Source organism: Bradyrhizobium sp. UFLA01-814, from assembly GCF_046718885.1.
In the GTDB taxonomy this organism is placed as follows: Bacteria; Pseudomonadota; Alphaproteobacteria; order Rhizobiales; family Xanthobacteraceae; genus Bradyrhizobium; species Bradyrhizobium elkanii.
In genome coordinates, this window is the sequence record NZ_JAQOSR010000216.1 from 1 (window position 1) to 12,059 (window position 12,059).

General features: G+C 65.0%; 12 protein-coding genes and 1 pseudogene. 3 read left to right on the forward strand and 10 right to left on the reverse strand.

What is annotated here, in order from left to right; genetic code table 11:
- Positions 1-312: 312 nt before the first annotated feature.
- The 4 genes and pseudogenes from PMN64_RS38360 to PMN64_RS38375 form a co-directional block, all read right to left on the reverse strand.
- Positions 313-483, reverse strand: a pseudogene (locus tag PMN64_RS38360) (SDR family oxidoreductase); the annotation flags it as partial.
- An 11-nt stretch (positions 484-494) separates the two neighbouring features.
- Positions 495-1,022, reverse strand: coding sequence for a VOC family protein (locus tag PMN64_RS38365; RefSeq protein WP_411784517.1), 528 nt, complete (start codon positions 1,020-1,022; stop codon positions 495-497).
- A gap of 16 nt (positions 1,023-1,038) precedes the next feature.
- Positions 1,039-1,902, reverse strand: a complete 864-nt coding sequence (locus PMN64_RS38370) for an SDR family NAD(P)-dependent oxidoreductase (RefSeq protein WP_411784518.1) — start codon at positions 1,900-1,902, stop codon at positions 1,039-1,041.
- 5 nt (positions 1,903-1,907) lie between these two features.
- A complete protein-coding gene (locus PMN64_RS38375; RefSeq protein WP_411784519.1) occupies positions 1,908-2,465 on the reverse strand; it encodes a carboxymuconolactone decarboxylase family protein in 558 nt (185 codons plus the stop codon).
- 230 nt (positions 2,466-2,695) lie between these two features.
- On the opposite strand from PMN64_RS38375, the gene ilvD reads away from it, so the two are divergent.
- Positions 2,696-4,540, forward strand: a complete 1,845-nt coding sequence (gene ilvD, locus PMN64_RS38380) for a dihydroxy-acid dehydratase (protein WP_028345216.1) — start codon at positions 2,696-2,698, stop codon at positions 4,538-4,540.
- Positions 4,541-4,749: 209 nt separating this feature from the next.
- Here ilvD and PMN64_RS38385 read toward each other — a convergent pair whose 3' ends face one another.
- The 4 genes from PMN64_RS38385 to PMN64_RS38400 all read right to left on the reverse strand — a co-directional run bounded on the left by PMN64_RS38385 (position 4,750) and on the right by PMN64_RS38400 (position 8,547).
- Positions 4,750-4,962, reverse strand: coding sequence for a hypothetical protein (locus tag PMN64_RS38385; protein ID WP_028345217.1), 213 nt, complete (start codon positions 4,960-4,962; stop codon positions 4,750-4,752).
- A gap of 654 nt (positions 4,963-5,616) precedes the next feature.
- A complete protein-coding gene (locus tag PMN64_RS38390) occupies positions 5,617-6,666 on the reverse strand; it encodes a hydroxyacid dehydrogenase (RefSeq protein WP_411784520.1) in 1,050 nt (349 codons plus the stop codon).
- Positions 6,667-6,681: 15 nt separating this feature from the next.
- Positions 6,682-7,578, reverse strand: a complete 897-nt coding sequence (locus tag PMN64_RS38395) for an amidohydrolase family protein (protein ID WP_411784521.1) — start codon at positions 7,576-7,578, stop codon at positions 6,682-6,684.
- A 3-nt stretch (positions 7,579-7,581) separates the two neighbouring features.
- Positions 7,582-8,547 (reverse strand): Bug family tripartite tricarboxylate transporter substrate binding protein, encoded by a 966-nt coding sequence (locus PMN64_RS38400; RefSeq protein ID WP_411784522.1) that lies wholly within the window; start codon positions 8,545-8,547, stop codon positions 7,582-7,584.
- A 187-nt stretch (positions 8,548-8,734) separates the two neighbouring features.
- Between PMN64_RS38400 and PMN64_RS38405 the strand changes: the two genes are divergently transcribed.
- Positions 8,735-9,310 carry a decarboxylase gene (locus tag PMN64_RS38405; RefSeq protein ID WP_411784523.1) on the forward strand — a complete coding sequence of 192 codons (576 nt, stop codon included), beginning with the start codon at positions 8,735-8,737 and terminating at the stop codon, positions 9,308-9,310.
- A gap of 8 nt (positions 9,311-9,318) precedes the next feature.
- A complete protein-coding gene (locus PMN64_RS38410; RefSeq protein WP_411784524.1) occupies positions 9,319-9,921 on the forward strand; it encodes a thiamine pyrophosphate-dependent enzyme in 603 nt (200 codons plus the stop codon).
- A 132-nt stretch (positions 9,922-10,053) separates the two neighbouring features.
- On the opposite strand, the gene PMN64_RS38415 is transcribed toward PMN64_RS38410, so the two are convergent.
- Entirely contained in the window at positions 10,054-11,115 is a 1,062-nt protein-coding gene (locus PMN64_RS38415; RefSeq protein WP_411784525.1) for a ketopantoate reductase family protein, read from the reverse strand.
- Positions 11,116-11,407: 292 nt separating this feature from the next.
- Positions 11,408-11,797, reverse strand: a complete 390-nt coding sequence (locus tag PMN64_RS38420) for a DUF1236 domain-containing protein (RefSeq protein WP_411784526.1) — start codon at positions 11,795-11,797, stop codon at positions 11,408-11,410.
- Positions 11,798-12,059 lie beyond the last annotated feature (262 nt).

Consider the following 12,059-nt stretch of genomic DNA (forward strand, 5'->3'; position numbering starts at 1 on the left):
ATCCTAAGTCTCGTGGGCTCGGAGATGTGTATAAGAGACAGCTCCGCGAGTCATATCGTGGAGAGAGCCCCGACCCGCCGCAAGCGCAGGGCTATCGCATATGAGCTCGGTCGCTCCACAAACTCGTCATGCCCGGGCTTGTCCCGGGCATCCACGTCTTTGTTTCCAGGCGAAGAAAGACGTGGATGGCCGGGACAAGCCCGGCCATGACGGTGCGGACAAATCCATTTCCTCCCATATGCGATAGCCCTGCCCGCAAGCGGGAGAGGCAAAGCGAATCTGCGGACACACCGATGCAACCAAGCTTCAGCGCTAAAGCCCACTCAGCCCACTATCCACCGCGAGCGTCTGCGCGGTGACATAGACGCTTTCATCCGACATGAAGAACAGCGCGGCATAGGCGATCTCCCACGCTGTCGCCTGACGGCCGAACGGGATATGCCCCTTGCCGCGCGACGGACGGCCCGCGCCGGCCTCGCAGCCGAATAGCCGCGTCAGCCCACCACGCGGATCGGGTCCGAGCCGTCCCAGGTCGCGGCCACGGCCCTGATCTTCTCGAAGAACCGCCCCTTCGATCCCGAGATGTCTGAGATCTCGATCACGGTGCCGGCATGGCCGGCGGTGTCGAAATAGGCGAAGCGTCCCTTGGGGCCGCCGATCTGGCCTTCATGACCGACGGTGAAGCCTGCCGCGATGGCGCGGTCGTAGAGCGACTGGTAGTCCGTGCTCCAGTACGACATGTGCTGCAGGCCCTCGCCGTGGCGCGCCAGAAAATCCAGATACATCGACGGCGCGTCGTTGCGCTGTTGGATCAGCTCGATCTGCAGATCGCCGGAATTGGCCAGCGCGATCGACATCTCGACCGCGGAGTCCACGCCGCGATAGCGGAACCAATCGACCTTGACCGAGGGGATCAGGAAGAATGGCCCGACCCGCAGTGTCTCGGTCCAGAACTTCAACGCCGCATCGATGTCGCGAACGACGTAGCCGTTCTGACAGACCTTGCCGAACAATGCACTCATGCGCCCTCCCCGCCGCTCACAAACCGCTGAGCCCGCTGTCGACCGCGAGCGTCTGCGCAGTGACATAGACGCTTTCATCCGACATGAAGAACAGCACGGCATAGGCAATCTCCCAGGCCGTCGCCTGACGGCCGAACGGGATATGTCCCTTGCCGCGCGACGGCCGGCCCGCGCCGGCCTCGCGGCCGTTCGGGGTGTCGACCAGCCCGGGATAGACCAGATTGGCGCGGATGCCGCGCCGCGCGCCCGCATGTGCGATGTTGCGCATCAGGCCGCCGAGCGCGGCCTTGGAGGAATCATAGACCGCCATCTGCGATCCCGCCTTCAGCGCCGCGATCGAGGAGATGAAGACGATCGAGCCGCCGTCTTCGAATTTCGGCAAGGCCGCGCGGCAGCACAGCATCGGGCCGCGGACATTGACGTCGTAGATCCTGTTCCACTCCTCCGCGCTGACATTGTCGAGCCCGGTCTTGCCGAAAGTGCCGATGTTCAGCACCATGCCGTCGAGCCCGCCCATCGTGCGATGAGCTTCATCGACCATCCTGATGACGTCGGCCTCTTGAGTGACATCGGCGGCGATCGCGAAAGCGCGGCCGCCGTCATCAGCAATGCGCGCAACCGTGTCCTCGGCCGAGGCAGGGTTGAGGTCGGCGACCGCGACATGCGCGCCCTCGCGCGCGAACAGCAGGCTCATGGCGCGGCCGTTGCCGATCGGATCGGTCGCGGCATCGAACACGCGCTGGCCGCCGCCGACCACGAGGATGCGGCGGCCGTTGAGACGTCCCCTGCCCGGCGCGATACCCGAGGATTCCGCGCTCAGCGGACGGACATAGCGCTCCGGTTTAGAGTCTTGCGCGGTCGCTTGCGAAATCTCCGACATCCGATTCAACCCCGCTTCTTGCCACCCTCGTAGACCGCCATGCCGGCGGCCGGATCGAGATCGGTCTCGGTTGCCTCCGTCAGCCGCGCCATCATCATGTAGAAGCCGAGCGCGACGATCGCCTCGACGATCTCCTGATCGCTGAAATGCTCGCGCATGCCGGCAAAGGCGGCGTCCCCGACGCGCACCTTCTCGACCACCTCGCGGCCGAAGCCGAGCAGCGCGCGCTCGGCGGCGTTCAGCACCGCATCGTCGTAATTGCCGCGCTCGACGGCATCGATCTGCGCCTGGGTGACGCCGACGCCGAGCGCAATCGGCACGTGCTGGCGCCATTCATAGGCGCCGCCCTCGAGCTGCGCGGCCTGCAGGATCAGGAGCTCACGGTTGACCGCCGACAGCTTCTGCTTGTGCAGGATCGAATTGCCGAGCCGCATCAGCGGAATGGCATTGGCCTCGGCATGGGCCATCATGCGGAAAATGTTGAGCTTGACCGGCATGCGGTCGAACGCGGCGCGGATGTCGCCGCCCGTCGTGTCCGGATCAATCAGGGGCAATCTTGCCACGCGTCTCTCCCTTTTTTGCGCTTGTTCGTTGTTCTTGCCGTCGTTCTTGCCGTCGGTGCGACCAGCTAATGCAACGGGCCGACCGAGATCAAGCCGACCGCTCGACATTGCCCGAATTGCGGGGTTCAGCCATGCGGTTCCGCGCTTGAATCCGCATCCACGGGCAGGCATAAGGAGCACCAACTCCCCTAAAAAATGCCCTTAGCCCAAGGATTTGAGAAGGATTTACGATGCCCGCCTATCGCTCCCGCACCACCACCCACGGCCGCAACATGGCGGGTGCACGCGGCCTCTGGCGCGCCACCGGCATGAAGAACGAGGACTTCGGCAAGCCGATCATCGCGGTGGTCAATTCCTTCACCCAGTTCGTGCCCGGCCACGTCCATCTGCAGAATCTCGGCCAGCTCGTGGCTCGCGAGATCGAGAAGGCCGGCGGCGTCGCCAAGGAGTTCAACACCATTGCGGTCGATGACGGCATCGCGATGGGTCATGACGGCATGCTGTACAGCCTGCCCTCGCGCGAATTGATCGCCGACAGCGTCGAATACATGGTCAACGCGCATTGCGCCGACGCGATGGTCTGCATCTCCAACTGCGACAAGATCACGCCCGGCATGCTGATGGCGACGCTGCGGCTCAACATCCCGACCGTGTTCGTCTCGGGCGGACCGATGGAGTCGGGCAAGATCCTGCTCAAGGGCAAGAAGCGCGCGGTCGACCTGATCGACGCTATGGTCGCGGCCGCCGACTCCAACGTATCGGACGAAGAGGTCGAGGTGATCGAGCGCTCGGCCTGCCCGACCTGCGGCTCCTGCTCCGGCATGTTCACCGCGAACTCGATGAACTGCCTGACCGAGGCGCTCGGCCTCGCGCTGCCCGGCAACGGCTCGGTGCTGGCGACCCACGCCGACCGCAAGAGCCTGTTCGTCGAGGCGGGCCATCTGATCGTCGACCTCGCCCGCCGCTACTACGAGCAGGACGACGCCAAGGTGCTGCCGCGCAACGTCGCGAACTTCAAGTCGTTCGAGAACGCGATGACGCTCGATATCGCGATGGGCGGCTCGACCAACACCGTGCTGCATCTGCTCGCCGCCGCACGCGAGGGCGAAGTGCCGTTCACGATGACCGACATCGACCGCCTGTCGCGCAAGGTGCCGGTGCTTTGCAAGGTCGCGCCCTCGGTGCAGGACGTCCACATGGAGGACGTGCATCACGCCGGCGGCATCATGGCGATCCTGGGCGAGCTCGACCGCGCCAAGCTGCTCACGACCGACGGGCCGACCGTGCACGCCGCGACGCTGGACGATGCGCTGAACCGCTGGGACGTGGTGCGGACATCAAGCGACAAGGTGCGCAACTTCTACCGCGCCGCGCCGGGCGGCGTGCCGACCCAGGAAGCCTTCAGCCAGGACCGCCGCTTCGACGAGGTCGATCTCGATCGTGAAAAGGGCGTCATCCGCGACGCCGAGCATGCCTATTCCAAGGACGGCGGCCTCGCCGTGCTGTTCGGCAACCTCGCCGAGGACGGCTGCATCGTGAAGACCGCCGGCGTCGATCAGAGCATTCTGAAGTTCTCGGGCCCGGCCCGAATCTTCGAGAGCCAGGACGCATCGGTCGACGCCATCCTCACCAACAAGGTGAAGGCGGGCGACGTCGTGCTGATCCGCTATGAGGGTCCGCGCGGCGGCCCCGGCATGCAGGAGATGCTGTACCCAACCAGCTACCTGAAGTCGAAAGGTCTCGGAAAGGCCTGCGCGCTGATCACCGACGGCCGCTTCTCCGGCGGGTCGTCGGGCCTGTCGATCGGCCACGTCTCGCCGGAAGCCGCCGAAGGCGGCCTGATCGGCCTCGTCGAGGAAGGCGACATCATCGAGTTCGACATCCCGAACCGCAAGGTCAATCTCAAGGTCGACGATGCCGAACTGAAGCGTCGCCGTGCAGCGATGGAAGCCAGGGGCAACGCGGCCTGGAAGCCGGCGGCGCCGCGCAAGCGCGCCGTCTCGACCGCGCTGAAGGCCTACGCGGCGTTCGCCAGCAGCGCGGCCAAGGGTGCGGTTCGCATCCTGCCGGAGTGATAAGGGCGAGCTGAACTCGGCCGTTCACTTCGCAAGAGCGAGTTGGCTTCTCTTGTGTCATTGCGAGCGCAGCGAAGCAATCCATCTGTCCGCACATGCGGAACCATGGATTGCTTCGTCGCTATCGCTCCTCGCAATGACGGCACCATTGGGTCGCGCCCCACTCCCACAGGGAGAGGTCGGATGCCGCCACACGCGATCGATCTGGTTCAGGCGTGCAAGTCGGCCGCCTCTATCCGGATGCGGTCGGCATGCAGTGACCAGTCGCATAGCGATTGTTCCTGGCAAAACTTGACCTTGGCCATCTCGGTGGCCTGGCCCTCGCTCGAGGCGTCGATCTCAAGCGCGCCCTGGCAAACCTCGCGCTCGCGGCCATTGCCGCCGAGCACGTCCTTCATGAAATGAACGACGAAGCGTGACATGGAACCCTCCCTGCTGCACCGGCAGAGCCCGGGGGTACCACGCTAGCACTAACACGAAAGGGTAGTGAGTTAATTCGGCTGATACGTGTGCGACTGTTCGCAGCGGGGAAAACTACGCGCCGGCCTGCGGCAGGCTGGCGGCCGCGATCGCGACGATCTGCGCAAGACGGCGGCCGATCCTGGCGGGCGCGTTGCGGAGCAATGACTGAACCTGTCGCATGAACGTATTCCTTCCGTGCCCGGAATGGACGGGCACAGACTGAAAATGGCGATTTCCGGCTAAGCCGTCGATATCTCAGGGAAAATAACAACGGGCGTGTTGTGAGGCGGCCGTTTGGCAGTGGGTTTGTTGCCTCGATCGAGGCTACGACGAAGGAGATTTTCTCCGGTGTTCTTGCGCGCGCAAGAACACTCGCACGGCTGGCCGCTTGTGCGAGGCGCGCACCGGCGGAAGGGTTCCCTCCGCCTTGCGGTATATCTCCCCCGCAAGGCCGGCGCCTGCACGATTTCTGAATATTGGAAATGTACCCCTGAGTTGCCCGACGCGTCAAGTTGCCCTGCTCGAACGCCGGCAGCCGCCAGCTCCTTTGCATGGGGTTGTTTTCGATATTTTTGACCGCGCGCAGCCGCGGCCCCGCAGGGGCAGGGCTGACCCTACCCCGGCATGAACCCGAACGCCTTCTCGAACCGTCTTGCGTAGACCGGCCACACCTCGGGATTGATGATGCGCGGCGGGCGCCTGCCGTCGAGGGCATCGAGGATCTGCTCGGCCGCGATCCGGCCCATGTTGATGCGTGCCTCGCGGGTGACGCCGGCGGTGTGCGGGCTCGCCAGCACATTGTCGAACTGCAGCAGCGGATGATCCGGCGGCGGCGGCTCCTTGTCCCAGACGTCGAGCCCGGCTCCGGCGATGCGTTTGTCGCGCAACGCCTCCTCGAGCGCCTTCTCGTCGTGGATGAAGCCGCGCGCGGTGGTGACGAAGTAGGCATGCGGCTGCATCAGCGCGAACTGGCGCGCGCCGATCATGCCGCGGCTGTTCTTGTCCAGCGGACACGAGATCGAAACAAAGTCCGCGCGGCGCAAGAGATCGTCGAGCTCGACCTTCTCCCCGCCCCGCTTCGCCATCTCATCCGCTGTGAGATAGGGATCGTAGGCGATCACCTTCATGTGCAAGAGGCCCTTGCACAGTTCGGCGATGCGGCGGCCGACATTGCCGAGGCCGACGATGCCGACCGTCTTCTCCTTCAGCTCGTTGCCGATCAGATCGTTGCGGTTGACATTGGCCTCGCGCCGCAGCCTGCGGTCGGACTGGATGATCCGCTTCGACAGCGTCAGCATCATGCCGAGCGCGTGTTCGGCGACCGAATTGGCGTTGCCGCCGGACTGGTTGACGACAAGCACGCCCGCCGCGGTGCAGGCATCGACATCGACGGGATCGAAGCCGGCACCATTCGACGACACGATCAGAAGATTAGGCGCACGCTTCAACAGCTCGGCATGGGCATGGAAGTGCGGCGCCAGCTCATCGCGCGCCGCGCCGATCTGATAGGCATGCGCGTCAGCGAGAACTGGCGCGAAGGTCGCCTCCGGCGTGTCGTTCTCCAAACGATCGAGCCGGACGTCCGGCCGCTTCTTCAGGATATCGACGTAGATCTCGTGGGCGAGGTATTTGACGTAGAACACGCGCTTGTTGTTGACGGTCATGTCTTCGAGCAGCTTTCAGTTTGGGAAGCCATAGAGTCGTGCGGGATTGTCGACGAGGATGCGGTGCCGTGTCGCCGAATCCGGCGTCCATTCGTGAAACAGGTCGAGCAGATGGCCGGCATCGGGCATTTCACCCTCGACCCGCGGATGCGGCCAGTCGCCGCCCCACACCAGCCGTTCAGGATTGGCCGCGACCAGCGCCTCGTGGAACGGTCGCGCATCCGGATAATCAGGGGCCCGCTGGCTCAGGCGATGCGCGCCTGACAGTTTGGCCCAGCACCAGCCTTCGTCCACCGCACGCAGCAGGCTCTGAAAGCCCGCGGTGTTGATGCCGGCGGCAGCGTCGGTGCGGCCCATGTGATCGACCACGACCGGCAGGCCCAGCGCCTTCAGCGTCGGGATCGTGTCGGGCAAATCCTTCACATCGATCCAGAGCTGCAGATGCCAGCCGAGCTCGGCCATCACGCCCGCGTGCGTTTCGGCAACATTCAAGGGAATGCCGCCGCGATAGTGCAGCTGCCCGCCGCGGAAGAAATGGTTGAAGCGCAGGCCGCGGACGCCGAGCACATGCCATTGCCGCAGCGTGCCCGCCGCCACATCGGCATCGGCCACCGCGACGCCGCGCAGACGCGCGGGCTCGCGCTGCAGCGCATCCAGCATCGCCGAATTGTCGTGGCCGTGCGCGCTGCCCTGCACCAGCACGCCGCGGGCGAAACCGAGCGCATCGAGCATGCCGAGATAGGTCGCGAGCGGCGCGTCGGGCGGCGTGTAGCTGCGATCGCCGGCATAGGGAAAGCGGTCAGCCGGGCCGAACACATGCGCATGCGTATCGCAGGCCTTCGGCGGCAGCTTGTCCTTTGGCGGCGTCACCGGACGCGGCGGCAGGCAGGCGGGAATTTCCGACGCAGCCATGTTCTATTCCGCCTTCATGCCGGCGGCCTTGATGATCGGCCCCCATTTGTCGTAGTCGGCCTTGATCTTGGCGGCGAACTTGTCCGGCGTGGAGCCGATCGGGATCGCACCGAGCTTGCCGAGCCGCTCCTTCACGGCATCGGTGTTCACCGCCGCGACGAAATCACGCGAGATCTTGGCGACGAGGTCGGCCGGCATGTTGCCGGGTCCGAGCAACCCCCACCACACCTCTGTGTCATAGCCCGGCACGGTTTCCGACATGCTGGGCACGTCAGGCAGGAACGGCGCACGCGAGCCGGTCGTCACCGCCAGCGCGCGAACCGTGCCGGCTTGCAGCTGCCCGACCGATTCCGGCCCGTTGTTGAACGACAGCGGAATCTGCCCGCCGAGCAGATCGTTGATCGCGGGCGCACCGCCCTTGTAGGGGATCGCGTCGAGATCAATCTTGGCGAGGCTCTTGAGCAGTTCGCCGGCCAGATGGGTCGAGGTGCCGTTGCCGGCATGGGCGAAGGACAGGCTGCCCGGCTTTGCCTTCGCCGCGGCGATGACGTCGCCGACCGATTTGAACGGCGAATCCGCGCGCACCAGCAGCACGTTCGGCGACGACGCCAGCAGCGAGATCGGTGAAAAATCCTTGAACGTGTCGTAGGGCAGCTTTGGATAAAGGAACGGATTGGTGGCGTGGCCGCTCGCCACCATGATCAGATTGTAACCGTCGGGCGCGGAGGTCGCGATCGCCTGCGAGGCGATCACCCCGCCGGCGCCGGGCCGGTTCTCGACCACGATCGATTGCGTCCAGGTCTTCGACACCGCTTCGGCGAGCGTGCGCGTCAGCACGTCGACGCCGCCGCCGGGCGGATATGGAACGAGAATGTGAATGGCCTTGGCCGGGAACGGCTGCGCGGACGCAAGGCCGGTCACAATCATGGCCGCTGCCGCAATGGCGGTCCGCCAGACCCATCCGGCCATCGACGCCTCCCGTCCCTTGATCGCTACCGTCCCTTTTTCGTTACGCCTGTATCGCACGTTGGTTCGGCGCTGCGATGGCCGAATTCCGCAGATCGCGTTGCGGCCGCGACATGTTGACAATCGCAGGCACCGCGTCAAGTTTCGTGCGGCAAGCGGCCACCAGCGTCGCGCGAGCAGGGAGAACAGGATGGCGGCCGCGGAACAAGCCTCGTCCAAAGATAAAGCCAAGGACAAGTCCCAGGATGCGGCGACCACCTGGCACGGCATCGTGCTGCAGACGCTGAAGCGGAACGAGATCAAGCTGGTGCCCTACGTGCCCGACCGGGTGCTGACCACGCTGATCAAGGACCTGCACGCCGATCCCTATTTCACGACGTTTCCGACCGCGCGCGAGGAAGAAGCGGTGGGCATCGTCTCCGGTGCCTGGATGGCGGGAACGCGCGGCGCGGTGCTGATGCAAACGTCGGGCTTTGCCACGCTCGCCAACGTGCTGGCCTCGCTCGCGGTGCCCTACCAGATCCCGCTGATCATGTTCGTCTCCGAGCGTGGCACGCTCGGCGAGTTCAATTACGGCCAGGCGCTGGTCTGCCGCACCATGCGCCCGGTGCTGGATTCGCTGGCGATGGAGCATCACACCATCACGCGGCTCGACGAGCTCGAATTCATCGTCGACCGCTCGATCAAGCAGGCCGTCACCACCCAGGCGCCGGTGGCGCTGATCCTCTCGCCGCTGCTGACCGGCGGCAAGACCTTCGACAAGTGAGATCAGCCATGACCAGCACCCACGCCCGCAACAGCAAGGTGATGAACCGCTTCGAGCTCACCCAGCGCCTCGTCGCCGGGCTCAAGGACGAAGCTGTGATCGGCGGCATCGGCAACACCAATTTCGACCTCTGGGCCGCCGGCCATCGCCCGCAGAATTTTTACATGCTGGGCAGCATGGGACTTGCGTTTCCGATCGCGCTCGGCGTCGCGCTGGCGCAGCCGAACCGGCGGGTGTTCGCGCTGGAAGGCGACGGCTCGCTGCTGATGCAGCTCGGCTGCCTCTCGACCATCGCGACGCTGGCGCCGAAGAATCTCACCATGGTGGTGATGGACAACGGCATCTACCAGATCACGGGCGCGCAGCCGACGCCGGCCGCCGGCCATACCGATATCGTCCAGGTCGCAATCGCCAGCGGTCTTGCCAACAGCTCCTGGGCCGCCGACGAGGACGATTTCGAGCGGCTGATCGAGCAGTCGAAACAGGCCTCCGCCCCGACCCTGATCGGCGTCCGCATCGACGACAAGCCCGGCACCGGTACGACCAGGCGAGATCCCGTGCAGATCCGCGAGCGGTTCATGAGCGGGATGGGGGTGAGGCAGTTGCTGTAGGCAATCGGCCCACAATCTCCACGTCATTGCGAGCGAAGCGAAGCAATCCATCCAGCCGCACACGTTGATGCATGGATTGCTTCGTCGCTTCGCTCCTCGCAATGACGGCGAGAGGCGACGAGAGCCTCTAGTTCAATTCATCCTCAACTCCGTGATGTGCCGCGGATCCGGCTTCAGTTCGCCGCGTTCGACGCGCTTCACGATGTCGGTCAACACGGCGTTGGCGTTGCACGCGATGCCGAGCTTCTCGCCTTCGCGGACCACGAGGCCGTTGAGGAATTCGATCTCGGTGCGGCGGCCCTTCTGCATGTCCTGGCCCATCGAGGGACGCTGCGCGGACGAGGTGCGCTTACTATCCTTGAAGCGCTGCTCGTCGCAGGCGCGCGTCGCGGCCTCGTCGCCCTCGCCGGCGCGGGCGATGGTCTCGGGCGGCAGATGCAGGATCTCCTCCAGCTGATAGCCCTGCGCCTGGCCGACGCGGATCGCCTCGCTGCCGAGCCGAGTCGAGAAGCGGCGCAGCGGTTCGCTTTGCAGCACCTCACCGCCCGGCAGCCCGGTGCAGGCCGACAGCCCGTTGCCCATCACGTTGGCGACCAGCTTCGACCAGCGCTCACCCCAGAGATTGGAGGTCACCTTGGCGCTGTCGGAGAAGCCGACCAGCCGGCACACCTCTTCGGCCCGCGCGGTGATCCGGCCGTGCACCTCGCCGGCGCGAAATACGGTGTGCGCCGCGCCGCCCTTGCCGGCGCCGCGGTGGATATGGCCCGGCTCCGGCAGATTGACGGTGATGCTGCTCGCGATGCAGCCGAGCGTCTTGCCCCAGCCGACGATGCCGGCGATGGTTTCCTCGTTCATGCAGTTTTGCAGCGAGACGACGTAGCCATCTGCCGCCAGATATTGCCGGATCAGCATGGTGGCCCAGGCGGTGTCGTAGGACTTCATGCAGACGAAGGCGATGTCGACCGGTTTTTCTTTTGCCAATTGCTGCGCGCCGGTGACATCAAGCGCGCGCACCGGCACCGAGAATTCCGCAACATCCATCGCGTGCGTGACGCGCAATCCGTGCTTACGCATGTGCTCGACATGCGCGGGCCAGGGATCGATGAAGGTGACGTCCTCTCCCGCCTGCACCATATGCGCACCGGCGTAGCCGCCGACCGCACCCGCGCCGACGATCGCGATCTTCCGAGCCATGTATCCATCCCCTGCTTTTGACCAAGGCCGACGCTTGCTGCGTCCGTCCGTTGCAATCCAGTCTAGGGGATCGGGCCGTCAGGCCAACCGCCCGCTTCATGAAAAAACGGGCCTGTGCCATGCCGGTATTCATGGGACCCACGAAAATCCCCGCGGGCGATGGGCCCGCGAGGATGATATTTCTCCACTTCCGTCATTGCGAGCGAAGCGAAGCAATCCACGCTTCAGCATATGGGGCGCGATGGATTGCTTCGTCGCTGTCGCTCCTCGCAATGACAGGAAATCGATGCGATCAGTCGATGATCTTGACGATCCTGCGGGTGCGCGGCTCCACGATCACGCGGCGATCGTTGACGACCGCGTAGCGATACTCGGTGTAGCGCGGCACCGGACGCAGCACGACCGTGCCGGGCAGCGGCTCGCCGACCACGACGCGTTCACGCACCACCACCGACGGCTCGCCGCGCGGGATCGAGGTGATCACCGCGTTCGGGATCTCGAGGCCGGCGCCGACCGCGGCACCCACCGTGCCGCCGACGATCTCGCCGACCGGCCCCGCGATTTCGCCGCCGGCCCGCGCGCCGTTCGCGGCGCCCGCCGCAGTCGTGGACTGCGCGAAGGCCGAACCGGACGCGAGCAGCGACGCTGCAGCGACAAGGGAAACAGCAAAACGCTTGTTCATGATTGTCCTCCTCCGAATTGATCGATGCCCCTCAACATCGCAAGCAACGAGAACGTTCCAGTTCCAATGCTGCAACCCGCGCAACTCAAGTTCCGCGCGCAATTCGCTTGATTCCAGCACGAATGAAAATGCTGTTCCGGACAATGTCCGAAGCAGCATTCATCCTGCGTTCAGATTCAGGGATAGTTCAGAACAGGAGCGCGCTGCGCGCCGTTCATTCCGGCGGTTTTTGATCGGCTCGCCGTCTTGGAGCTCGCCGTCT